Origin of the sequence: Bacillus sp. AFS029533 (genome assembly GCF_002585125.1) — a bacterium.
Lineage (GTDB): Bacteria > Bacillota > Bacilli > Bacillales > Bacillaceae_G > Gottfriedia > Gottfriedia luciferensis_B.
The window spans coordinates 177,433-201,850 of record NZ_NUQC01000021.1 but is presented as its reverse complement, the minus strand read 5'-3'; the positions used below and the strand labels follow the sequence as shown (position 1 = coordinate 201,850).

Genomic DNA, 24,418 nt, shown 5'->3' with positions numbered 1-24,418 from the left:
TCAATTATTACTTGAGTCCATTTTACCTCAATTCAAGTAACACTTGATTTTAACTATTCAATAAACTAGATACAATGAAATTAACTTTTAAATAGAGGTGATAGATATGTTTGATATGAAAAAAGTAGGTAGACAAATTGCTCAATTAAGAAAGGCAAAGAAAATTACACAGATGAAACTAGCTGATCAATTAGGTGTTAGCTTTCAAGCTATTAGTAACTGGGAACGTGGAGAGACAATGCCTGATATTTCAAAATTACCAGAGCTTGCTGAGATATTTAATGTAAGCATTGATGAAATTTTAGGAAATGAAAAAGGTGTTAAGTTGATCAATAATTTAATTGAAAAAGATGATCCTGATTCTTCAAATGATTTAGAAGTTGAAAAAGAAGAATTTTTAAATGTTGCACCGATTCTTAATATCGATCAAGCCGACTTAGTTTTTAGAAACGTTGAAAATGACCTTACGATTTTTGATACAGCGGATCTAGCTCCATTTGTTAGTGAAGATATAATCGATGAATGTGCAAAGAAAGAATTTGCTTCCAATGGAATCAAAGAATTATCGCGGATGGCACCTTATATTAGTAACGATGTAATAGATGAAGTTGCGAAGAAAGAGTTTGAGTCCAATGGAATTGAAGAATTATCACGAGTTGCACCGTTTTTATCTCAAGAGTTAATTGATGAATTAGTGAAGAAAGAGTTTGAAACGAACGGTATAAAAGGATTTACAACTTTGGCACCATTTATTAGCGAAGAAGTAATTAATGAATGCGCAAAGAAAGAGTTTGAAACGAATGGTCTTAAAGGATTAACTGGGGTGGCACCATTTATCAGCGAAGAAGTAATTAGTGAGTGCGCAAAGAGAGAGTTTGAAACGAATGGTATTAAGGGATTAACATCAATGGCACCATTTATTAGTGAAGAAGTAATTAATGAATGCGCAAAGAAAGAATTTGAAACAAATGGTATAAAAGGATTAACGTCTATGGCACCATTTATTAGCGATGAAATCATCGATGAGTGTGCAAAGAAAGAGTTTGAGCAAAATGGCATAAAGGATATAACATCAATGGCAGCATTTATCAGTGACGAAATAATTGATGAATGTGCAAAGAAAGAGTTTGAAATAAATGGTATAAAAGGACTAGCATCGATGGCACCATATATTAGTAATGACATAATTAATGAATGCACAAGAAAGAGTTATGAATTAAACGGGATTAAGTCATTAACACCAATTTGTCCATTTATTGAAGGTGACTTACTTAATGAACTGGCTTTAGATGCTATATCAAAACATGGCATTAATGAAATTTTTTCAGTGATTCCATTTTTAGATTCAAAAATTGTAAAAAATGCAGTAATTAAATAGTTTCAAATTGAACTTGTTTTTACTTTAAGGGGTCGCAATTAAGACCCTTTTTTATTTTTTCTAGACATTTTATTAATAAAAAAAGATATTTTCTGGACAATTCAGTAATATCCTTTATCATATAATTAGTAAAAATAATGAAAAGGTGACTTTATGAAAAAATTACTTGTTATCGGAGTTTTAGCAATCTGTCTAATTATTTCTGCACAAACAAATCCATCAAAGGGAGAGTTTGTCACTTGGGCAAAGGATCAACTTAAATTGGAATCAAAAAATAAATATCTGGATTTTGGAATTGACTTGCTAGGAGAAAAACTTATAAGTAAGGTTACAACTAAAAAAGATTATGTCTTTTTTTCAGTTTACGAGGTTAAGGCTTTAGATAAAGACATAAAAGTGGTCGGTTTATTTAATCACTTTATTCCAATTTCAAAAAAATAAATTACGAAGTGGTAGTGGAAAACATTGATTGCTTGTATATAATAGAAGAATAAAGTTAAAAGAGGTGGAAAGAATGAGCAAATCAAAAGCAAGAAAATTACGAGACAAACTAGTTAGAGAAGGTAAACGAAATCCAGAATTAAGTAGAAGTTCATTTGCGACGTTAGATTTAAATACACGTAGAACAAAAACGAAACAAGAAAAATTAAATCAAGTTAAACATAAAAAACAGTCCTTTGGAAAAGATGATTTTCATACAAAGGACTGTTTTTATTTAGATGCTGATCTTATTGTTGTGTAGATGGCGCTTTTTTTACTTTATTAGCAAATTTAACTGTTAGATTTGTTTTATATACATCGGCCGCAGCTTCAAATTGATTGTAAGTATTATTAAATTTTTTATAAACGGCAGTATAATTTACAAGAGCAACTTTTGCTTTTGCTACATCTCTTTTTTGAAGTGCATAATCTAAGCTTTCATTATCTTCTACATCATAGATCTCATCAAAACCATTTTTAAAATACTGATCAAACATAGAGTCTAGATCTTTTTCGATTTGACGATGTGTTGTGTAATCCATATCAAGAACATCATATGCATAGCTAATAATTTCTTGTTCTTTAGATGTCATTCCAAAAAAGCGTTGATTTACTAAAGTCTTTTCAGTTTCATAGTTTTTATATTCAACAGGTAACTGCTTACGAATATAAATTTCATTTTCAGTAAGAATTTGGTCTTCAATATCGTATACATATGACTCGATCGTATCGTATGTGTGGTTTTGGTAATTTCTAATTGCCATCAATTTATTTTTTTGTGTAGTAAAGTAAGTTTTAGCATTTTTTGAATCTACTTTTTTAATATATGTATTAAATTGTGCTGTTATTTTTTTCATATCTACTGCTGCATTATCTTTACGTGCTTTATCGATTCTTGTTTTAAAGCTAGTAGTTTTTGTCACTAGTGCATCTTTACCTGTATATCCGTACTTATTAAATAAAGTAACATCAGTTTGTAATTCTTTATAATAATCATAAACCTCTTGATCTGTATAATAGATTTCACTTTTTAAATTGTTCAAAACTTTAATATAAGAGCTAACTTGTTTTTTTAAATCATTTTGAGCTTGGACAACTTTAGTATTAGTTGCAGCTTGTGTTTCAGTTGGTAGCATACCTAATAGAATACCTGCTGATAGAGTTGTTGCAGTTGCTATAGTTGCGATTTTCTTTATTTTATTCATTTCGGTCTCCTAATAATATAATATTATAATTTTTCATACTATTAGTATATTACATGTTACAAGAATATTAAATATATATTAATAGGATTAAATATAATTTAAATTACCTTTAAATGAAGTTAAGAAAATTCACTTCACTTAAAGGTAAGGAAATTAAGTGATACAATCATAAACTAGCAAAGTCCATTTTTAGTCTCGTGACGCATTTACAATTAATTGTGCCATTCTTCTTGGGTATATTTTTGCAGTTGACATATGATCGCCACTTCCTTGTATAAAACGATAAATTCCTAATCTACTAGCCATATGAGGGTACCAACCAGAATTTTCTCCTGCGGGTACTACTGTATCCTCTTGTAAATTAATAAAGCTTCTTGGAGTAGATAATTGGTAAAACGTTTTTAAATCTAGCTTTTCGACTAGAGGCATTACTGGTTCCGGTGTTGTCGCATTATAAATTTGCCTTGCCGTTTGTAAATCAGCCAAGTTAACAAACACATCCCTGAAGTATTGAAATGGTAGTTTGATTGTATTATCAGAAGATTGTTTTGCTAAGTCTAAAAGGAATTTTTGTGCTTGTGGTGTAAATTGATCAGCTAAGCTTTCGCCGTCATTTAAAACAAAAGCATTCCAAAAAACTAATCGTTTAATTCGGTTGTGAAGCTGCTCAGCGACTTTTTGAATGACCGTGCCACCAAAGCTGTGACCGATCAAAATAATATTATTAAGCTTATTAGACGTTATATAGTGAACAACTTGTTTTGTAATCATCTCATGATTTACATTTTTATCTTTATCTGTACCATGCCCAGGCAACTGTGGTGTGTGAACAATATGTCCCATTTTTTGTAGTTCCCGTGTTATTCCGTGCCAAAAGAATGGATCAACCCATGAGCCGTGAACTAAAACGAAAGTAGCTTGAGCATGCTGACGGTAAAAAATGTCAGATTGGTCAATTGAATGATGCTGTTGATGAATAGGATATGATTGATATTCGTTATACCAATATTGGTGATAATCATAGTAAGGATTATTCTGATTTGGATGCATATTTTGATTTTTGTAGTTTATAGGTTGAATTATTTCATGGGATTTTTTATTGGTCATGCTAATTAGTCCCTCCTCGTTAATCTTTCTCATCGTATGCACCTATTCGTTAGAAGGTGCCCACTTAACTAATGGATATATAAGTAAGTAAAGAGGGAAAAATAATATTTTAGGAGGAGAATATTATCAAAAAAACTGTTTTTTTAATAATACTATTGTTAATTGTCTGTACAAGTGTTTACTTTGCGGTGAAAGATAAAGTTTTCCAAGATTCATCAAAATCGAATCCAAATAAAAATACAAATCATCAAACGGAGACTAATCATTCGAGTAAACTTTCAACCGAAGAAATTTTAAATAATATACTTTCAAGCGCTAAACAAGGAGAAATTCCAAACCAAAAAAATATACAAGTAGGGAATACTTCTTTAAAGGAGCTAACGGAGCAGTTTGGGGAGTCTACTCAAAAAGATCAGGTAGCTAATGGTACGTACTTAACTTATCAAAAACAGGGATTTACAGTAGGATATGATCATCAAAATCGAATTTATGAAGTAAGATCATATGATTCTAATATACAACAAATTCACTATGACGATATTATGAAACAATTAAAAAAGCCATCTAAGATTAAATATTATAAGGATCAACAAGTTGATCAAATTATTTTAGTTTATGAACTTCCAAATCAAATTGAACTGAAGTTTATCTTACCAAGACCAACTAGTGAGAATAATAATCCAACACTTCATCATACGTCTGTATCTATGATTGACGAGCTTACTCCTAGTACTGGCACTAAACTAGATCAGCTTTTAAATGCGATGACACTTCAAGAAAAAATAGGTCAAATGATTATCTCAGGTTTTTACGGACCGAATTACTCAAATAGTTTAAAAGAACTAGTTGAACAATATCATATTGGTGGATTTATTTTTTACAATGAAAATCTAACGAATAACAGTCAAACCGTTAAACTTGTAAATACTATAAAGGCTGCTAATAAAAATAATCATTTACCGATCTTATTCGGAGTTGATCAAGAAGGTGGAAGGGTTTCTCGTTTACCAGGAAATCTTGGTCAGATACCATCAAATGAAATAATTGGAAAGAAAAATAATGGACAATTCTCATTTGAAATTGGCCAGATACTAGGAGAACAATTACAAGCTTTTGGTTTAAATATGGACTTTGCGCCTGTTTTAGATGTAAATAGTAATCCTAAAAATCCGGTTATTGGTGATCGTTCATTTAGTAATAATCCAAAAACTGTAAGTAATTTAGGAATACAAACAATGAAAGGGATTCAATCAGAGAAAATCATCCCAGTTGTAAAGCATTTTCCGGGCCATGGTGATACTTCAGTTGATTCCCATTTAGAATTACCAGTTGTAAACAAATCGTATACTGATTTAAAATCATTGGAATTAATACCGTTTAAGGACGCGATCAACCAAAACGCAGATGCTGTTATGGTTGCACATATTTTATTACCAAAAATTGATCCTAAATACCCTGCTTCAATGTCTAAAATGATCATTACTTCAATGTTAAGGGATGATTTAAAGTATAACGGAGTAGTGATGACGGACGATATGACGATGGATGCAATAGGAAAAAATTATAATTTAGAAAAAGCAGCGGTTACTTCCATTTTAGCTGGAAGTGATATCATTATGGTTGCCCATGATCCTAACAAAGTAAAAGCTGTATATAAAGAAATCGAAACAGCCGTGAAAAACAAAACAATTTCAGAAGAACGTATAAACGAGAGTGTAAAACGAATCATTTTACTTAAACAAAAATATAAACTAGATAATAATCAGGTAAAGCCGACAGATCTTCAAAAGCTCGTTGAAAAAACAAATAAGTTATTAAATAAGTAGAGAAATTAGCAAAAAAAGGAAATTACCACCTTTTGTCGAATAAATAGTCTGAAAGGTGGTGTTCTTTCTGGGTAGTAAGATTTCAGATGCAGGATTAATGCTATTGGCCATTTTTAAAGAACTTCAAGAAAAAGAGCCAGATTTTGAAAAAGGGCTTCATAATGAAGTAGGAGTAGAAATTGATGATGTAGAACCTGCATTAATTGAATTAGAAATGCAAGGATTTATAAACGGTTTAACTTGGATTAAAAGTGATATAGATCAAAAGGAAATTGCTTCATTATTTAATATTTCAATAACACCTACAGGGTTAGCGAGAGTAATAGAATTATTAAGATAATATGTATACATAAAAAATGACTACCTCAAATGTTTAAGACATTTGAGGTTTTTTGAAAGAAAAAAGGAGGAAATAAATATGAAAATTAAAAAAGTAAACCCTGAATCTGTTGCCGCACCTGTTGGCCAATATAGTCATGTCACAATTGTTCCAAGACATGCAGAGCTAGTTGTTTTATCAGGTCAAGTAGGAAACGACAAAAAAGGAGTATTTCCAAATGATATCGAAAGTCAATTTGTCAATGCACTTGAGAACATAAAAAACATACTTGAGAGTGAGAAAGTCGAGCTTACTAATCTTTTTAAACTAAACTTTTGGCTAACAGAGAAAATCGATCGTCAATTCTTTCTAGACTGTTGGAGCCAATTTCATTCTGGTAATCCACCTGCAACAACTTATGCTTATGTATCAGCTTTAGCAAATCCAGACATTAAAATAGAAGTTGAAGCATGGGCAGCAAGATAATCAACTAAGTTCGTTACGAACCATCAATTAGTATTGAAAAAAACAAGGTGGTAATGATTGGTATAACATAGCCAACTTTGGGAAACTTAAGTGGAGGTAATTCGGTTCGAAAGCGAGATGAAAAATTGAAATGGATGAATTCGAGTCTCAATTAAATCCCACTTTAAGAAAAAATATAACAAATACATTAACTCAACTTAATTTAAAAATCGACGGTATGATTGGAAGAATTGAAAATAAAGGATGCGGCATATTAACGGAATTTGAAAATATTCATCGTGTCTTTAATGATTTACAAATGGATGCTGCCTCATTTTATTTAAATTCATACCTAGCTCCGTATACTGATATCTTTGATGAATTGACAATCACAGTTCAACACTTGTCTAAGCGCAAACATGGCGGATTAATTGTTGTAAAAAGAGACGACTCGCTTGAAGAATTGATGAGTTCAGGGATCCACGTCGGTGCAAAACTATCTCCAGCATTGCTAGAATCAATTTTTTATCCAGGTAGCCCGTTACATGACGGAGCAGTACTTGTTGAAAATAACATGATCATTTCAGCAGGTAATGTACTTCCACTTTCTAAAATTACATACGATAATAAAAAACTTGGAACAAGGCACCGAGCAGCAGTTGGAATTTCCGAACAAAGCGATGCACTTGCCCTAGTTGTATCAGAAGAAACAGGAAATATATCTTTCGCTTATAAAGGAAGCTTATATCCTGTTAAATATGGAGCACCTATTAATTGAAACTGAAACGGTCATTCTTGATCGTTTTTTTTGTTTGGCTTGTAAATTGGATTGTAGATTTTTTTGTTTAATTAAACTTTCAATTCAGTTGCATAAGAAGTTTTAAAATAAATCAACTTTTTTTGATTTATATCTTGCATTTATTTGGTAAACTAACATATATTTAATTCATCAAGAAAATTTGATTAAGGGGTAATCGCATGACTGAGATGACAAAACATTTCCAGAAATATGAGCAGAAATTTAAAGCGTTAGCTGATCAAAAGCGTCTAGAAATCATGTATGAGCTTTGCCAAAGAGGAAGTACATGTGTATGTGATTTAACGGAAACGTTTGATATGACACAATCAAAGCTCTCTTATCATTTGAAAATCTTACTAGATGCAGGACTCATCATTAAAGAGACAAAAGGGACATGGAGCTATTACGATTTAAACGATTCAGAAGTTAACAGTTTGCTATCAGAAGAGCTTTGTTGTATTTTCCGAAAATCAGATAACGGTAAACGTAACAGTAATTGTTGCTAATTTTTTTAATCGTTAAATCAACTTTTTTTGATATAATAAATTAAGGGAGGATTCTGTATGAAATATGTTCATGTAGGAGTTAACGTGACAAATTTAGAGGCATCAATCGCCTTTTATCAAAAGGTATTTGGATTAGTACCTGTTAAAGTGAAAGAGGGTTATGCGAAATTCCTGTTAGAAAATCCAGGTCTTAATTTCACATTAAACGTTCGTGATCAAGTTGAAGGGAATCAAGTAAATCACTTTGGTTTCCAAGTTGAAACAGCTGAAGAAATTTTAACTCATAAGGAAAGACTAGAAAAAGAAGGTTTCTTTGCTCGTGAAGAAATGGATACAACTTGTTGCTATGCGGTACAAGATAAGTTTTGGGTAACAGATCCAGACGGAAATGAGTGGGAATTCTTCTATACAAAAGCAGATAGTGAAGTTCAAAAAATAGAGAGCACGTCTTGTTGTAAAACTTCCACTGAATCTAAAGTTAATTCTTGCTGTTAGTGTGTAAAAGGAGAAGAGAATGAAACGATTATCATTTTTAGACAGATATTTAACGCTTTGGATATTCGTAGCAATGGCAATTGGGATAATTCTTGGTATTTCAACACCTGGATTTGTAGATAACTTAAACAAATTACAAGTTGGAACGACTTCAATACCTTTAGCTATCGGCTTGATTTTAATGATGTATCCGCCACTGGCAAAAGTACGTTATGAAGAGATCGGAAGAGTATTTAAAGATGTAAAAGTATTATTTTTATCATTAATTCAAAACTGGTTAATTGGACCAGTATTAATGTTTTTATTAGCAATTTTCTTTTTAAGAGATTATCCAGAGTATATGGTTGGTTTAATCATGATCGGTTTAGCACGATGCATTGCGATGGTGATCGTATGGAATGACTTAGCTGATGGAGATCGTGAATATGCGGCTGGATTAGTAGCCTTTAACTCCATTTTCCAAATGATCTTTTTCTCTGTTTACGCATATTTCTTCGTAACAGTATTACCAAAAGTTTTTGGTTTAGAAGGAATGTCAATCGATATTACAATGCCAGAAGTGGCAAAATCAGTTTTCATCTATTTAGGAATTCCATTTTTAGCAGGACTATTTACAAGATTAATTTTTGTAAGAGCCAAAGGTAGAGATTGGTATGAAAAAGAATTTATTCCTAAAATCAGTCCAATTACGTTAATTGCATTATTGTTTACAATTGTTGTGATGTTCTCATTGAAGGGAGAAGTAATTGTAGATCTTCCTTTAGACGTTGTTCGTATCGCAATTCCGTTATTAATCTATTTCATCATTATGTTCTTTGTTTCTTTCTTCTTAGGGAAGAAATCGGGAGCAAGTTATGGAGTTTCAACAACTTTAGCTTTCACAGCTGGAAGTAATAATTTTGAATTAGCAATTGCAGTAGCAGTTGGAGTGTTTGGAATTAATTCAGGAGCGGCATTTGCAGCAGTAATTGGTCCATTGGTTGAAGTACCCGTAATGATTGCGTTGGTTAACGCAGCGTTGTGGATGAGAAGAAAATATTTTTCAAAAGAAACAACAATATAATTTTAAACAAAGGTGAAATAATCATGGCAGATAATAAAAAAACAATTTACTTCTTATGTACTGGAAACTCCTGCCGCAGCCAAATGGCAGAAGCATGGGGGAAACAATATTTAGGAAATGAATGGAATGTCTTATCAGCTGGGATCGAAGCACACGGTGTGAATCCAAATGCAATTAAAGCAATGGATGAAGTTGGTATCGATATTAGAAATCAAACATCAGATGTAATCGATCATACCATCTTAAACAATGCAGATTTAATCGTGACTTTATGTGGTCATGCGAATGATGTATGTCCAGTAACACCACCACATGTGAAACGTGTTCATTGGGGTTTTGATGATCCAGCAGGTCAAGAATGGAGAGTATTCCAAAGAGTTCGTGATCAAATTGGACTTCGTATTAAACAATTTGCTGAAACTGGGGAATAGTAAAAGAACCTTCTATCATGGAAGGTTCTTTTGTTTTCATTGATCAAGGGGACTCGGTATTCATCAGAATTTCAAAACGGTCAATTTTCTTTTTGATGACCTCTTTTTACAGCCTCTTCTGATAATGCTGTGAAAATTTGAAAGGTAATACCAAATTTGTCGGTTACTATAGCGTAGGCAGGACTAAAATGTACTTGTTTCAGTGGCATCACCACTTGACCTTCTTGTTTCAACAATTCGTAAAACTTATTTGTTTTCTCTATTTCATTTGTAGTAATGCAGATATTAACATTGTTCCCGTTTCGATATTGTAAACCTGGAAACATATCAGCAATCATGATATTGGTATCGCCGATTTTTAAGATTGCATGTGCTACTAAATCCTTTGAATTTTCTGGTAGAGGGGATTTAGGATCTTCTGGTGCATCCCCGAATGTTTGGCAAAATAAAAGATTTGCATCGAGTGATTCCTTGTAAAAATCAATAGCTTCTTTTGCATTTCCATCCATCATCAAAAATGAATTCAATTGTACTGTCAAACTAAACAACTCCTTTAGATTTTAGTGTAATATGTTTGTTTAAAGCTTTGGTCAAGTTAATAATCCAATAAAAATGGGACTGTATTGTTTCCTACATCAATATTGATTACACTTACTAGTGTAGTGCCTAAAGGTGACAAATCTAGGCACCATTAAGAGGTGTTTTTATGAAAAAATCAGAACGAATAAATCAAATACTTCGGTTCATCAATCAAAAACAGCAATTTACACTTCAAGATTTAATGCAGGAATTTCAGATTTCAAAAAGGACAGCACTTAGAGATGTAGCTTCACTAGAAGAAATTGGAGCTCCAATCTATGCAGAATATGGTCGTTATGGAGGATATCGTTTACTTAATCAAATGAAACTTCCACCTATTTATTTTAATAATCAAGAAATCCTGGCGCTTTACTTTGCAATGCAGTCACTTCAAAGTTTTTCAAATTTACCTTTTCAAGTATCCTATCGTACAATTCATGAAAAATTCATAGATGTACTGTCGGAATGTCAAAAACAAGATATAGAGAGGATGCAAAATCGCGTATCCTTTCAACATACTGAACAAATTAAAGAAAGCATGCATTTAGAAATATTATTAATGGCAGCGGTTCAAAATATTGTACTAAAAATAACCTATCAAAACAGTGTTCGTACTATTCATCCGATTGCTATATACGTAATGAAGGGATATTGGTATTGTCAAGCATATGATATGGATAAAACCGCTTACCGTGTTTTTCGCTGTGATCGTATCACTTCGGCTGAAATAACAACCATTCAACCTTTGGAGGAATTAAAAGAAATTACTAAGCAAAATTCGCATTCGCTTTGGAAGCCGTCAGACAATGCAATACAATTTAAATGGTTGATTAATCAAGCAGGAATAGAACTATTTGAACAGGAACATTATCCATCCATGAAATTAAACTACGAGTTGGAAAATGCATATATTATTGGTACATATGAGCCAAATGAACTTGGCTTTATCATTAAATATCTTGCCAGATTAGGACAAACAGTAAAAATCATAGAGCCTACTAATTTAAAGGAAACTTTACGACAATATTATAGAGATCTTCTTGAAAATATATAATCGACGGGTTCCGTCATGAAAAAGAAAAGGGTTTAAGCAATTAACGCAATGCTTTAGTTGAATAAGAGTTCCTAAAGGTTGTCAATTTAGACAACCTTTTATAATTCAAATATCAACATTTATATTTTACTGAGACTTTTGTTTATTATTATTTTACTTTTTTCAGATTTATGGATTGTATTGTTTTTGAAATAATATTATGATTATACTTAATTATTCCGATACGGAAGGTTGGTTTTATGTGTGTCTAATTCAAAAATAAATACAATTCCATTACCTTTAGTTCGTACAAATCAATGGACGATCTTTATTTCTGTTATTTTGACTTGGGTCACTGGTCAGTACTGGCTACTACTTATTCCTTTAATTAGTGGTCTTAGTGGATTACTTTTTGATTTCCATCCAATCATAAAATTTGCTAAACTTTTTTTAAAAAAGAAACCATCGAGCTATCCGCAAGAAGATAAAGGCCAACAAAATTTTAATCAAACAATTGCAGTAACCTGCTTATCTCTAGCATTTATTGGTGCATTAGTTGGTTGGAACGTATTATTTTATGTGTTTTCAATTATGGTCGCATTAGCATCGTTTATCGCAATCAATGGATTTTGTATTGGATGCTATATTCATTTTCAATGGAACCAATATAAATACCGAAAAAGCTTAAGGTAAATTAAATAAAAATCAGAGTCTTCTCATTAAATGAGAGGGCTTTTTTTATGATATGAAATCCAATATTCTGATCATAAATAGAAGTTGATTTTGAAAATATGGAAGAATAATTGAAACTCGTAACATATAATTAATTGGTTTATTCCAATTATTTGTATGATATATGCTATGATATAATAATAAGTCTTTTATTGGTGGTGATTTGGATGGAAAAAGCTCAATTCTCAGAAGAACTTATGAGATATATTTCAAATATGAATCGTGAGAATTCTGTTGTTCAGTTTTCTGTTCCAGGCAAAGGACGATTCACACTTGTTCTTCAAGAAGAAGAAAATTCTATTAAAGCAGACATCGAAGCAAATCCTGAAATAGAGATTATGATTAGGAAAAGTCAGGAAGAGTACAAAAAAGGATTAGGGGGGTCAACATCTGAGTTTTTAAAATCAATTTCCCCTAAGGATTTCATTTAATGATTTTTAGAAATGTTATATGGCTACCTAATGTACGAAATAAACTTACCCAATTTAGAAGTATAAGATTTACTCCAGAAGAAACATTTGATTTTATTTCACAAATAGTCTTAGAAACAGAAGATTTATTAAAAAATTAAGTCATTGGAAAAGCATATACTGAAGAATTTGGAAATTATAAAGGAATATCAAGAGTCGTAATTAAAAAATTTCGAATTTATTTTGAAAGGGTCAATAACGATATAGTTATTGTAGCAATCGTATTTCCAGGTGAAAAATAATAAAAATCAGAGCCTTCTCATTAAATGAGAGGGCTTTTTTTATGATATGAAAACATAATTCGGTATAATAGAACTAATATTTGAAATTGTGGTGTTCTCCAAGGATTTTAAGGAAAGTTAAACGAAAAATAAGGGGTAACTTTAAAAATAAATGAAATAGATAAAATGATTGCTTCAGGAAGGAAGATTACAAATAATGATTAAATGGAACGAAGATATTGTGATTAATACAAATATCGCAAAAGTATGGAGTCTATTTTTAGATAAAAATATTAAGAAAATAATGCCAAAAGTTGAAGAGCATAATTTAATCGAAAAAAACGAAAACGAAGTAGGTGCAAAGCATCAGCAAAGTTATAGAGAAGGAAAACGTGTAGAATCTTATATTGTTGAAACTTTAGCATACGAAGATACTGAATCATATAAAAAAAAGCAAATCCATTTTGTTTTAGCAAATGCATTTGAAACGAATCTAACATTTATAGTAGAAAAAATCGACGAAACACATACAAAATTTATTTATGAAGGCACGAATGCTGGAGTAAATTTTATCGGACGAGCAATGTTAAAACTAGCTAATCCAAAGGGGAATAATTTAAAAGCAGTACATGATTTTTTACAAAGAGTCGAACAAGAAGCTTTAAAGGAACAGGATTAAGCTTCTAAACAACAAAAAGGAGAACATCAAATGCTCTCCTTTTTTATTATTTTGATACTTTACTTAATAATTCATATGAATATAATCGTGCTGCATGATCGAAAACAGAACCATTTACCATAATCTCATCCGCTTTTGTTATATTTAAAACTGTTTGTAGTTTTTCAGTAACGGTTTCGATTGTACCAATAGCAGATAGTTTCATTTGATTTTCAAGTGTTTCTTTTTCAAATGGATTCCAAATTTCATCCATATCATCAACTGGTGGTTTTAAAAGAGCTGGTTTGCCACCACGAACTAAGTTTAAAAATGATTGTTGCTGTGTAGTGAAAAGTCTTTTTGCTTCTTGATCTGTGTCAGCAACGACAACATTTAAACCAATCATTGCATATGGTTCATCTAATACTTCAGAAGGTTTAAAGTTATTATGATATAGCTGCATTGCTTGTACTGTATAGTCTGGTGCAAAGTGCGCTGCAAATGCAAATGGTAAACCTAATTCAGCAGCTAACTGAGCACTAAAGCCACTTGATCCTAATAACCAAATTGGTATATTTAAACCTTCACCAGGTACAGCTTGAACCGTTAAACTGCCTATTCCACCTGGCGGATTAAAGTAATTACGCAATTCTTCTAATTGAGCAGGGAAGTCTTCGTGGCTGCGTAAATCTCTACGTAATGCTCTAGTTGTAGACATATCACTACCAGGGGCACGACCTAATCCGAGATCAACACGACCTGGGTGTAGTGATTCTAGTGTACCAAATTGTTCTGCTATGACTAATGGAGCATGATTTGGTAACATGATGCCTCCTGAACCAACACGAATCGTTGATGTTCCACTTGCAATATGTCCAATTACAACGGAAGTAGCTGAACTTGCAACTGCTGGCATATTATGATGTTCGGCAAACCAGTAACGGTGATATCCCCATTTTTCTGCATGCTGTGCTAAATCAAGACTATTTTTAAACGCATCAGCAGGAGTGCTTCCTTCAACAACTGGTGCTAAGTCTAATACAGATAAAGGTATTTCACTTAAATTCTTAGCAACTTTATCTTGGAAACGATTATTCATCATAAAATTTTCCTCCTAAAAAACATTTTTCAATATATGGAAATAACGAGACGTTTTCATTTGATAAACTGTGTTTTAATTATATACAGTATGCTAAGATTATAGAAAATCTAAAGAGATAATACAAGCTTTTGAACTTGGAAATATTTATACACGAAAACTTCAGATGGTAACAAGAAGTACTTTTGGTAAAAAGAAAAAAATTTGTAAATAAATGTATAGAATAAATTTTTAGAATCATACTATCTTTAATCTGATAAACAACATCAGAGCATCCAAAAGACAAAGGAGTCGACAACATGGCAAACAGAAGATCTTCAAATCAATATGCTTCACCAAATGCAAGTTCAGCAATTGAGCAAATGAAGTTCGAAATAGCTTCTGAATTTGGAGTGCACTTAGGACCAGACACAACTTCACGCGCTAACGGTTCAGTTGGTGGAGAAATTACGAAGCGTCTAGTTCAAATGGCAGAACAAAGCCTAGGCGGATATGCTCGTTAAATAAAAAATGAGGATGGAAAGCAAACTTTCTATCCTTTTTTTATTGTCTAAAAACAACTAGATCCATCCAATAAATCGTTATCTACTAATTTAAACAAGACTAAAAAACTACTATATACTTGCAAGGGAAACAAAAACGGGTGATAATAATATCACTGGATGGTGATAAATGATGTCAAGTTGTAAAAATTCCGTTACACCTAAGTGGTTCGGATTTGCTATTCAGGCATTAGTTTTACTAGCAACAACAGAAGGGGTTACACCAAGTAAAGCAATCGCAAAACATATTAGATCAGGTGTTTCATTTATGAGAAGAATCATGGCTCCCCTCGTAAAAGAAAAAATAGTAGAAGCAAGAGAGGGACGAGATGGCGGCTATTTATTAGCTAAGTCACCAGAGGAAATTACCTTAAAACAAGTCTACATTGCCCTACAAATGACAGAACCTCTATCAACCGCACTAATTGAATCCACATCTGACTGTACTAGTGGACGTGTAATGAACAACGTATTTTCAGACTTTGCAATTGAAGCAGAAGAGCACTTACTTGGCTTTTTATGTAACTATACTTTGGCTGATTTTGTAAGACGTGCCAGTCATAAAACAATCGAATCACTTTGAAAATATCGTACATTTGGATGTACGATATTTTTATTTTGTTGGAATGGTATTTAAATAGAGCCATCGCAAATTAAATAGTGCCATCGCAAATAAATATCAGGAATCGCAATTAAATTGTGCCAACGCAAATAAATTTCAGAAATCGCATTTAAATTGTGCCAACGCAAATAAATTTCAGAAATCGCAAAGAAAATAGAGCAATCGCAAATAAATATCAGGAATCGCAAATAAATATCAGGAATCGCAAATAAATATCAGGAATCGCAAAGAAAATAGAGCCATCGCAAATAAAATGTCAGGAATCGCAAAGAAAATAGTGCTATCGCAAATAAATGTCAGGAATCGCAATTAAATTGTGCCAACGCAATTAAATGTCAAAAATCGCAAAGAAAATAGAGCCATCGCAAATAAATATCAGGAATCGCAAATAAAATAGAGCCATCGCAAATAAATATCAACAATCGCAATTAAAATAGTGCTATCGTAAATAATTTTCGGAAATCGCAATTAAAAATAACAAAATCGCTATTAAAATATAAAAGAGAATCGTTTACGTTAGAAAATATCAAATTTTTGTATCAATTGAAGTGATTTTTGTTCAGATACACGATCGATTGGACTCTTTTAATGAATTAAAGTGAACTGATAATACATTTTTTTTAACAAAATTCTTTCTCTCAAAGGATTTCAACAAGCGTAAAATTCTAATTTTGAAAAATTGGTTAATCAAAATAATAAAATGCACTTGAAATGAGAACAGTTATCGCATATACTGTATTTAAATCACTAACTTACAAAAAGTAACCACTTAATATCAATCACACTATTTTTTTATACTTTACTGTCTTCGAATAAAGAACAGTAAACGAAATAAAATCAAATATAGTATAAAACTCTAAAAATAACTGCGCTTAAATTAAGTTCAGTATAAAACTAAAAAGGGAGAGATTTTTAAATGAAATGGTTTACCCGAATTATCCAAGGGATATTAATTATTGCATTTCTACTGTCTGGATTTGTGAAATTAAGTGGCAATACTCAGATGTTACATGATTTTAAAGAGGTTTATGGTTATTCAAAAAGTATGATGTATACGATTGGTTCATTTGAGGTGTTAGGGGCAATTGGTTTATTAGTTGGTTATTGGAAGATTATATTAGGTAAGCTTGCTTCAGTCGGATTGGCAATTATTATGGTAGGTGCTGTATTTACTCATTTACATGCGGGTCAAGGCCTGAGTGTTGCAATGGCTCCATTCATTCTGTTAGTGTTAACATTAATTGTACTATTTTCTAGAGGAGGTAAATTAAAATGAATTTTCATCAAAAGCCTAAAGTTTATGCTCCAACAGTCGAATTAAAAGTTGCGAATTTAGAGCGTTCATTAGCATTTTATCAAGAGGTTATTGGTTTAAAAGTTTTGGAACATTCAACTACAAATGCTAGCTTAACTGCGGATGGGGTAAATGTTTTAATAAGATTAGAGCAGCCAGACAATGTTACACCTAAAAATGAGCAAAATACAGGATTATATCATTTTGCGTTATTAGTACCTACTCGAAAAGATTTAGGTATCGTGCTTAAGCATATGATTGAAACTAGAAATCCACTTCAAGGTGGTTCGGATCATTTAGTGAGTGAAGCAATTTATTTAGCGGATCCAGATATGAATGGAATTGAAATTTATGCAGATCGTCCATCGGAGAATTGGCAATGGCATAATGAGTATGTTGTTATGGATAGTAAACGATTAGATGTAGAGGGTCTTTTAGCACTTGCTGAGAATGAAGCTTTTACTGGACTACCAAAAGGCACAATTATGGGGCATATCCATTTACAAGTTTCTGATTTAAATAGCACAGAGAAGTTTTATTGTGAAGGACTTGGATTTGATGTTGTAACGAAATATGGAAGCCAGGCTTTATTTATTTCAACTGGACGTTATCATCATCACATCGGTTTAAATACTTGGCATAGCGCAGGAGGAGTTGCATCTTCTGATAGCAGTGCAGGATTAAAGAATTTTACGTTGTTATATCCAAGTGAAGAAGAAAAATCGGTGGTAGTCAATCGTTTAAAGAATATGGGCGCTTCTGTTTTTGTAGATAATGGCGTAACATTTACAAAGGACCCATCAGGCATAACAATCCAACTTTTAGTTGGTAATGAAAAATAAAAATACAAAATATTTGAGTACCAGACTGAAGAGAGATTTTCAACTACTATGTTGTAAATGTCTCTTTTTTTCGTTTCTCATTTTTTCGTTGCTTTCTATCATATTTTTTCAATAAAAATAATATATTTGAACAACATGTACATTTACTAACTATGGGAGACGGGAAGAAAAAGGGAGAGTGAAAAAGTGTTACATATTGTGGTTTGTATAAAACAGGTGCCTGATACAAAGATCATTAAGATGAATCCTAAAACGAATACGATGGACCGTGCGAGTGCTCCAGCAATATTAAATCCGTATGATGCTCATGCTGTAGAGGAAGCTGTTCGAATTAAGAATAAATACGGTGGAACAGTTTCGGTTATTACGATGGGGCCACCACCGGCTGTTAAAGCTATAAGAAAATGTATTGAAATCGGTGCAGATGAAGGGTATATGATTTCGGACCGTGCATTTGCTGGGGCAGATACTTTAGCGACAAGTTATGCTTTGACAAAAGCGATTGAGAAAATAGGACAAATTCAAGCGATTGATTTAATCATTTGTGGAAAGATGACAATTGACGGTGATACTGGACAAGTTGGACCAGGTATTGCACGTCGTTTAGATATACCGCCGTTAACATCAGTTAAGAAGGTTCAAGAAATTAATAAAGATGAAGGGTATGCAATTGTTCATCGGAAAATAGAAGATGGACATGAAGTAATTAAAACGAGTTTACCTTGTTTATTTGCAGTTGAGAAGGAAATCAATGAAGTTCCTTATTCATCACTTACAAATATGATAAAAGCTGCAAGGTATAACCCGACCATTTGGGCCGTGAAGGATTTAGAAGATATTGATATTAAACAATTAGGTTTAAAAGGTTCACCAACAATTGTATCAAAAGTATGGGCTCCACCAAAGGCTAAAGGTGGAACGGTTTTTGAAGGAACTTCATTAGAAAAAGTAAATGAACTGATGAAGATTTTAAATGAGAAGAAAGAGTTATTTGAAGTGAAAGGAGGGGTATAAATGGATTTCTCAGAGTACAAAGGTATTTGGGTGTTTATTGAAGAAAACGATAAAGTCATTGCACCCGTGTCACTTGAATTGCTTGGAGCTGGTAAAGAATTAGCTGAAAAACGTGGTTGCGAACTAGCAGGATTATTAATTGGTGAAAATGTGAAATCATTAGCCTCTACGTTATTTGAATACGGTGCTGACATCGTTTATGTATATGATGACCCAATTTTTAAGGATTATCGTACTGAATCTTACATGAAAGCAGTACTTGAATGCTGTAACAAATATAAGCCCGAAATCTTACTATATGGCGCAACTTCTAAAGGGAAGGATTTAGCAAGTGCAGTTGCAACAGACTTACCTACGGGTTTAACAGCTGATACAACAGTATTAGATGTTGAAGAAGATACAGGACTATTATTAGCTAGTCGTCCTGCATTTGGTGGAAATATAATGGCAACTATTCTTTGTAAGAAATATAGACCTCAAATGGCTACCGTTCGTCCAAAAGTAATGAAAGCGCTCGCTCCGGTTCCTGGTGCTGAAGGAGTTGTGATCGAAGAAGAAATTGATTTAAAAGAAGAAGATATTCGTACAAAAGTATTAGAGATTGTACGTGCAACAACTAAGAAGGTTCGCATTGATGAAGCCGATATTATCGTAGCTGGTGGCAAAGGATTAGGTAGTAAAGACGGATTTCAGTTGATTCATCTGTTTGCTGAATCGATTGGAGCGGCTGTTGGAGCAAGTCGTGATGTAGTTGAAGCTGGTTGGGTTGAACATCATCATCAAGTAGGTCAGACTGGCGTGACGGTTACACCAAAAATTTATTTTGCAATTGGGATATCTGGCGCAATACAACATATTGTTGGGATGCAAAATTCAGGTCTCATTATTGCGATAAATAAAGACCCGAATGCGGCAATTTTTCAATCTTGTCATTATGGCATCGTAGGAGACGCATTTGAAATTGTTCCAATGCTGATTAACCAATTTCAAGAAAGTTTTTCTTTAAAGGAGGAAAATCACGATCATGCCGGAAAAATTTGATGTAATTGTCGTTGGAGCAGGCCCAGCAGGAATTTCATGTGCATACGAGCTCGCAAAAAATGGTGTTAATGTTGTCCTTATTGAAAGAGGAGAGTATCCAGGTTCGAAAAATGTTATGGGTGGTGTATTGTATCGAAAAATGATGGAGGACGTTATTCCTGAATTTTGGAAGGATGCACCAATTGAGCGTGTGATTGTAGAGCAGCGAGTTATGATGCTTGATAAACAATCCGCTACAACCTTTGGCTATAAAGGTCTTGAATTTGCTGAAGAACCTTATAATAATTTTACGGTTCTTCGCTCAAAGTTTGATCAATGGTTTGCTCAAAAAGCAGTAGAACAAGGTGCATTATTAATCAATGAAACGGTTGTTCTGGAGTGTATTGTTGAAAACGATATGGTTGTAGGGGTAAGAACAGATCGACCTGATGGTGATTTATATGCCGATGTGGTAGTACTTGCTGATGGCGTAAATTCACTTTTAGGAAAATCTTTAGGTTTCCATAAAGAATGGAGACCAGATGAAGTCGCTTTAGCTACAATGGAAATATTAAAGCTAGATAGTAAAATAATTCAAGATCGATTTGGTCTTGAAGGTAACCAAGGGGTAGCAATCGAGCTATTTGGAGATGCGACAAAAGGCATAGTTGGCACAGGATTTTTATATACCAATAAAGATTCTCTTAGTATTGGGGTCGGTACATTATTATCAGGAATGATTGAAAACAAATTGAAACCTTATGATTTACTTGAATACGTTAAGAATCATCCGATGATTAGACCGTATATTCAAGGAAGCGAACCACAAGAATACCTTGCTCATTTAATTCCTGAAGGTGGGTACAAATCGATTCCTAAATTGGTAGGAAACGGAGTATTAGTAATTGGTGATGCAGCACAATTAGTAAACGCAATTCATCGTGAAGGTTCAAATATGGCAATGACATCTGGAAGATTAGCAGCAGAAACCATTATCGAAGCAAAAGCGATTGATAACTACTCTGATGTTGCTTTAAAACCGTACGCTGATAAATTACTAAATAGCTTCGTAGGACAGGATTTGAAAAAATATAAAGATGCAACACATCATTTTGAAAAATTCCCTCAATATTTCGAGCAATATATTCCGCTATTAAATAAATCTGCCAGCCAAATGTTTACAGTAGATGGTAAATCTAAATGGGAAAAACAAAAGAATATCATGAGTAATATAGGAGGAGCAAAAGCTAAACTTAAGCTTGCGAAAGATGTATACAAAGCATGGAAGGTGATGAAATAAATGAGTGAGACAAAAAAAGAAAGTACAATCGAAGAAAAGCAGTATCTCGTTCGTTTTAATGCTGATACAAAATCGCACTTAACTGTACTAGATTCCGATATTTGTATGACAAAATGTCCCGATAAAATCTGTACGATCTTTTGTCCAGCAGAAGTTTATAAATGGGAAAATATTCGAATGCATGTTGGATATGAGGGATGTCATGAATGTGGAAGTTGTAGAATAGGCTGTCCTCATCAAAATATTAAATGGGAATATCCGAAAGGTGGGCACGGAATTATATTTAGATTGGGGTGATCGAAAATGTTCTCGATAGGCAACTATGTTATGTTTAGCTTAGATGGTGCTGTGGGAACGGTTATGGAAACTAAAGATAATCATTGCTTAGTAGCTTGGGAGGATCGTGTTTGTAGTTGGGCAAGTTTCGATCTACTAAGGAAAATTAGTTGCGCAGAATTAATTCAACTTTTCACTCCAAAATAATTCACTTTTTTAAATGAATCGATATAAAGTTGGGGGCTATATGAGAGGTAAAACAACCTCCCATATAGCCCCCATTTACATATTAAATCACGGATACAACCTCAAAATAAGACAACTACTACTAAAAAAAGGAAAACGGAAAAAATCTATCACATTAACCCGTATACCATAAAAACAATCCTATATGTTCCTTTTTCTATTTTCACTTTTTTTGGTTCTTGGATAGGTACTTTATCAGATTTGGATTTACATCCTACTCTATTCTTACAGGATTTAATTAAGTTATCGCTGTTTTTAGGTTTAGATAATTTTGTTTTTTCTTTTTGACCAGTTTCTAGCTTAGAGTCTTCAATTTTATAAATTATTTTGGATGGCTTAGTAGTTGTGTCTTTTTCTGTTGCTTCTATTTGTTCTGCTTCATTTGAAGGATCTGTAAAAGAGGTAAAAATAAATAAAACAAATAGGGCCCCAGTAATAATAAAATTCTTTATAGACTTTCCGTTCATTTTAAAGAAAGAGTTAATCCCCTTAATAATAAAAAATAGGATTCCTATAAGACATAGTAATTCAATAAAGGTGTACAATCGTTAGCCTCCCTATATTTCGCCACCTAATAACTATTCGTGATAGAGGACTAAATTCCCTTTTTAAAGTTAATTGGAGCGTTACTAAAGTATAGGTAAATTCCATCGGATAAAATAGTGGGTGCTATTTTCCTATGTGTAACTATTTTTTTTAAGTACTTTAGTTGTTATTGGCTTGTAATTAAAGATGGAGTGGGGTATACGTAAAATGTTCATAAAAAAATAACTCCTTTAGAACTACTTATGATCTTTTCTTTAAGTTCGTCCACTCAAACATTTAATAGGAAGATTTCTATTAATATAGAAGTGTCTAGGGTTTAGTTAAATTTTAAATTAACACCTGTCCACTTAAACGAAAAAGTTCCCCGAATTGTATCTAAGTTTTTTAATTTAGGATACATTATTACATAAACCTAGGGGACACTAAAGGAAATAATATATATTTACGTGCCAACATTTCATAACTATATACTTTTAAATGCTAATGTTATTAATAGATATAGTATCTAACAACTATATCTTTTTTATTTGAAGTTTAAGGACAACGTCGAAACCGACATTAAGGTTAAAAGAATTAGAATTTACCAAAACTATACAATTCCAACGTAATAATTGAGAAAAGCAAAGCTATAATTAAATTCATTCAATAAAATACGAATAATATCATTGACTAAATAATAGATTGAATTTATATTTAATTTTAAATATTCGAACAATTAGGGGTGCTTAGATGGGAAATGCATTAGTGTTTCAGTCAGATTTTGGATTACTAGATGGAGCAGTTAGCGCTATGTATGGTGTTTCTTGTAGTGTAAATCAAGATATTAAGATTTACGACTTGACCCATGATATACCTCAATACAATATTTGGGAAGCTTCTTACCGACTTGTACAAACAATGAATTACTGGCCAGTTGGAACAGTATTTGTTTCAGTTGTAGACCCAGGGGTAGGTTCAGATCGTAGAAGTATAGTGGCTCGCACAAATACGAATCACTTCATTATAACACCTGATAACGGAACGTTAACACATGTAGGCAAAATATATGGAATCGACCAATTAAGAGTTATTGACGAAGAAATTAATAGACTACCAAATTCAAGTGAATCCTATACTTTCCATGGGAGAGATATATTTGCTTTTACAGGTGCAAGATTAGCTTCTGGAATAATCGACTTTGAAAATATTGGTCCAGAAGTTGATTCAAATTCTTACATAAAATTACCAATTAAAGAATGTCATAGTGAAAACAATTCGATAACAGGAACAATTGATATACTTGATGTTCGTTATGGTAGTATTTGGACGAATATTGATCGATCAGAATTTCTCAAACAAGGTGTTTCTCATGGAGACTTTGTCGAAGTATTAATTACACACCAAGGAAGAAAAGTATACAAAGAAGCAGTAAAATATGGAAAATCATTTGCCGATGTAGCAATTGGAGAACCAATCTTATATGCAAACAGTCTAGATCAAATGGCAGTCGCTGTAAATCAAGGCTCATTTACTGATGAGTACGGAATTGATACAGGTATAGAATGGGAAATAACACTTAAAAGTAAGTAGAGAAAGATCGTACAAGTACTTTCGGGTTAGGAGAAATAGTTTTATTTTTCCTGATTCAAAATTTTAGTAATTTTTCATTGGAATTTTAACTTGGAAGTTTACTTGTATTTAAGTAAGCTTCTTTTTTTTGCAGTGAATTTAAATCGGGGAATAGGAGATTTTGAATTAAAATTTATACAATTACGTGAAAAAGTTCACGAAATATATATTTTTTAATCTATTAAATTTCTAATATCTAGGGGATTTGTAAAATTAATAGTAAAATTTTAGTGAATGTTTTC

Annotated in this window: 30 protein-coding genes; 25 read left to right on the top strand and 5 right to left on the bottom strand. The window is 32.5% G+C overall.

Annotated elements, in window-relative coordinates:
- The first annotated feature begins 106 nt into the window (after positions 1-106).
- The 3 genes from COE53_RS12090 (at position 107) to COE53_RS12080 (ending at position 2,120) form a co-directional block, all read left to right on the top strand.
- The gene (locus COE53_RS12090; RefSeq protein WP_098948088.1) at positions 107-1,378 is read left to right on the top strand and encodes a helix-turn-helix domain-containing protein; all 1,272 of its coding nucleotides are present in this window, start codon (positions 107-109) and stop codon (positions 1,376-1,378) included.
- Positions 1,379-1,531: 153 nt separating this feature from the next.
- Positions 1,532-1,819, top strand: coding sequence for a hypothetical protein (locus COE53_RS12085; protein ID WP_025568205.1), 288 nt, complete (start codon positions 1,532-1,534; stop codon positions 1,817-1,819).
- A 73-nt stretch (positions 1,820-1,892) separates the two neighbouring features.
- The gene (locus tag COE53_RS12080) at positions 1,893-2,120 is read left to right on the top strand and encodes a hypothetical protein (RefSeq protein ID WP_098948087.1); all 228 of its coding nucleotides are present in this window, start codon (positions 1,893-1,895) and stop codon (positions 2,118-2,120) included.
- On the opposite strand, the gene COE53_RS12075 is transcribed toward COE53_RS12080, so the two are convergent.
- Together COE53_RS12075 and COE53_RS12070 are read right to left on the bottom strand one after the other, a co-directional pair.
- Positions 2,107-3,063 (bottom strand): hypothetical protein, encoded by a 957-nt coding sequence (locus COE53_RS12075; RefSeq protein WP_025568203.1) that lies wholly within the window; start codon positions 3,061-3,063, stop codon positions 2,107-2,109. The two genes, COE53_RS12080 and COE53_RS12075, sit on opposite strands and share 14 nt — an antisense overlap.
- A gap of 189 nt (positions 3,064-3,252) precedes the next feature.
- Positions 3,253-4,170, bottom strand: coding sequence for an alpha/beta hydrolase (locus COE53_RS12070; protein ID WP_286162568.1), 918 nt, complete (start codon positions 4,168-4,170; stop codon positions 3,253-3,255).
- A 188-nt stretch (positions 4,171-4,358) separates the two neighbouring features.
- Here COE53_RS12070 and nagZ point away from each other — a divergent pair, with 188 nt between their 5' ends.
- The 8 genes from nagZ to arsC all read left to right on the top strand — a co-directional run bounded on the left by nagZ (position 4,359) and on the right by arsC (position 10,074).
- Positions 4,359-5,996, top strand: coding sequence for a beta-N-acetylhexosaminidase (gene nagZ / locus COE53_RS12065; RefSeq protein WP_142350407.1), 1,638 nt, complete (start codon positions 4,359-4,361; stop codon positions 5,994-5,996).
- A 103-nt stretch (positions 5,997-6,099) separates the two neighbouring features.
- Positions 6,100-6,336: a hypothetical protein gene (locus tag COE53_RS12060; protein ID WP_049813506.1), complete on the top strand. Its 237-nt coding sequence runs from the start codon at positions 6,100-6,102 to the stop codon at positions 6,334-6,336.
- A gap of 78 nt (positions 6,337-6,414) precedes the next feature.
- Positions 6,415-6,801, top strand: a complete 387-nt coding sequence (locus COE53_RS12055) for a RidA family protein (RefSeq protein ID WP_098948085.1) — start codon at positions 6,415-6,417, stop codon at positions 6,799-6,801.
- A 130-nt stretch (positions 6,802-6,931) separates the two neighbouring features.
- Complete coding sequence (gene cdaS, locus COE53_RS12050; protein WP_025568198.1) at positions 6,932-7,558, top strand: sporulation-specific diadenylate cyclase CdaS; 627 nt, start codon at positions 6,932-6,934, stop codon at positions 7,556-7,558.
- A gap of 209 nt (positions 7,559-7,767) precedes the next feature.
- Complete coding sequence (locus tag COE53_RS12045; protein ID WP_098948229.1) at positions 7,768-8,085, top strand: ArsR/SmtB family transcription factor; 318 nt, start codon at positions 7,768-7,770, stop codon at positions 8,083-8,085.
- 57 nt (positions 8,086-8,142) lie between these two features.
- Positions 8,143-8,580: an ArsI/CadI family heavy metal resistance metalloenzyme gene (locus COE53_RS12040; RefSeq protein WP_069034197.1), complete on the top strand. Its 438-nt coding sequence runs from the start codon at positions 8,143-8,145 to the stop codon at positions 8,578-8,580.
- Positions 8,581-8,599: 19 nt separating this feature from the next.
- The gene (gene arsB / locus COE53_RS12035) at positions 8,600-9,643 is read left to right on the top strand and encodes an ACR3 family arsenite efflux transporter (RefSeq protein ID WP_098948084.1); all 1,044 of its coding nucleotides are present in this window, start codon (positions 8,600-8,602) and stop codon (positions 9,641-9,643) included.
- Between the two features lie 23 nt (positions 9,644-9,666).
- On the top strand, positions 9,667-10,074 hold the full coding sequence (arsC, locus tag COE53_RS12030; RefSeq protein ID WP_098948083.1) for an arsenate reductase (thioredoxin): 408 nt from the start codon (positions 9,667-9,669) through the stop codon (positions 10,072-10,074).
- A gap of 80 nt (positions 10,075-10,154) precedes the next feature.
- Here the strand turns inward: arsC and COE53_RS12025 are convergent, their stop codons facing one another.
- Positions 10,155-10,613, bottom strand: coding sequence for a VOC family protein (locus COE53_RS12025; protein ID WP_098948082.1), 459 nt, complete (start codon positions 10,611-10,613; stop codon positions 10,155-10,157).
- Positions 10,614-10,780: 167 nt separating this feature from the next.
- On the opposite strand from COE53_RS12025, the gene COE53_RS12020 reads away from it, so the two are divergent.
- The 4 genes from COE53_RS12020 (at position 10,781) to COE53_RS12000 (ending at position 13,788) form a co-directional block, all read left to right on the top strand.
- Positions 10,781-11,707 (top strand): helix-turn-helix transcriptional regulator, encoded by a 927-nt coding sequence (locus COE53_RS12020; RefSeq protein WP_098948081.1) that lies wholly within the window; start codon positions 10,781-10,783, stop codon positions 11,705-11,707.
- Between the two features lie 243 nt (positions 11,708-11,950).
- Positions 11,951-12,379, top strand: a complete 429-nt coding sequence (locus tag COE53_RS12015) for a DUF4395 domain-containing protein (protein WP_098948080.1) — start codon at positions 11,951-11,953, stop codon at positions 12,377-12,379.
- Between the two features lie 206 nt (positions 12,380-12,585).
- Entirely contained in the window at positions 12,586-12,849 is a 264-nt protein-coding gene (locus COE53_RS12010; protein WP_098948079.1) for a hypothetical protein, read from the top strand.
- 477 nt (positions 12,850-13,326) lie between these two features.
- Positions 13,327-13,788, top strand: a complete 462-nt coding sequence (locus tag COE53_RS12000; protein ID WP_098948078.1) for an SRPBCC family protein — start codon at positions 13,327-13,329, stop codon at positions 13,786-13,788.
- A 46-nt stretch (positions 13,789-13,834) separates the two neighbouring features.
- On the opposite strand, the gene COE53_RS11995 is transcribed toward COE53_RS12000, so the two are convergent.
- Positions 13,835-14,869, bottom strand: a complete 1,035-nt coding sequence (locus COE53_RS11995; protein WP_025568188.1) for an LLM class flavin-dependent oxidoreductase — start codon at positions 14,867-14,869, stop codon at positions 13,835-13,837.
- A gap of 296 nt (positions 14,870-15,165) precedes the next feature.
- Here COE53_RS11995 and COE53_RS11990 point away from each other — a divergent pair, with 296 nt between their 5' ends.
- The 9 genes from COE53_RS11990 (at position 15,166) to COE53_RS11950 (ending at position 21,983) form a co-directional block, all read left to right on the top strand.
- The gene (locus COE53_RS11990) at positions 15,166-15,369 is read left to right on the top strand and encodes an alpha/beta-type small acid-soluble spore protein (protein WP_098428898.1); all 204 of its coding nucleotides are present in this window, start codon (positions 15,166-15,168) and stop codon (positions 15,367-15,369) included.
- 172 nt (positions 15,370-15,541) lie between these two features.
- Positions 15,542-15,991: an RrF2 family transcriptional regulator gene (locus COE53_RS11985; protein WP_025568186.1), complete on the top strand. Its 450-nt coding sequence runs from the start codon at positions 15,542-15,544 to the stop codon at positions 15,989-15,991.
- A 955-nt stretch (positions 15,992-16,946) separates the two neighbouring features.
- Positions 16,947-17,306 (top strand): DoxX family protein, encoded by a 360-nt coding sequence (locus COE53_RS11980; protein ID WP_069034189.1) that lies wholly within the window; start codon positions 16,947-16,949, stop codon positions 17,304-17,306.
- Positions 17,303-18,166 (top strand): VOC family protein, encoded by an 864-nt coding sequence (locus COE53_RS11975; protein ID WP_098948077.1) that lies wholly within the window; start codon positions 17,303-17,305, stop codon positions 18,164-18,166. Before COE53_RS11980 ends, COE53_RS11975 begins: the two co-directional genes overlap by 4 nt.
- Before the next feature lie 186 nt (positions 18,167-18,352).
- Positions 18,353-19,180 carry an electron transfer flavoprotein subunit beta/FixA family protein gene (locus COE53_RS11970; RefSeq protein WP_025568183.1) on the top strand — a complete coding sequence of 276 codons (828 nt, stop codon included), beginning with the start codon at positions 18,353-18,355 and terminating at the stop codon, positions 19,178-19,180.
- Entirely contained in the window at positions 19,181-20,221 is a 1,041-nt protein-coding gene (locus tag COE53_RS11965; protein WP_025568182.1) for an electron transfer flavoprotein subunit alpha/FixB family protein, read from the top strand.
- Entirely contained in the window at positions 20,205-21,500 is a 1,296-nt protein-coding gene (locus COE53_RS11960) for an FAD-dependent oxidoreductase (RefSeq protein ID WP_025568181.1), read from the top strand. The genes COE53_RS11965 and COE53_RS11960 overlap by 17 nt, the downstream gene beginning before the upstream one ends.
- A complete protein-coding gene (locus tag COE53_RS11955) occupies positions 21,501-21,797 on the top strand; it encodes a ferredoxin family protein (protein WP_025568180.1) in 297 nt (98 codons plus the stop codon).
- Between the two features lie 6 nt (positions 21,798-21,803).
- Entirely contained in the window at positions 21,804-21,983 is a 180-nt protein-coding gene (locus tag COE53_RS11950) for a tudor domain-containing protein (RefSeq protein WP_025568179.1), read from the top strand.
- A 149-nt stretch (positions 21,984-22,132) separates the two neighbouring features.
- Here COE53_RS11950 and COE53_RS11945 read toward each other — a convergent pair whose 3' ends face one another.
- Positions 22,133-22,567 carry a hypothetical protein gene (locus tag COE53_RS11945; protein WP_098948076.1) on the bottom strand — a complete coding sequence of 145 codons (435 nt, stop codon included), beginning with the start codon at positions 22,565-22,567 and terminating at the stop codon, positions 22,133-22,135.
- Positions 22,568-23,297: 730 nt separating this feature from the next.
- Between COE53_RS11945 and COE53_RS11940 the strand changes: the two genes are divergently transcribed.
- A complete protein-coding gene (locus COE53_RS11940) occupies positions 23,298-24,137 on the top strand; it encodes an SAM hydrolase/SAM-dependent halogenase family protein (protein WP_069034186.1) in 840 nt (279 codons plus the stop codon).
- The last annotated feature ends 281 nt before the right edge of the window (positions 24,138-24,418 follow it).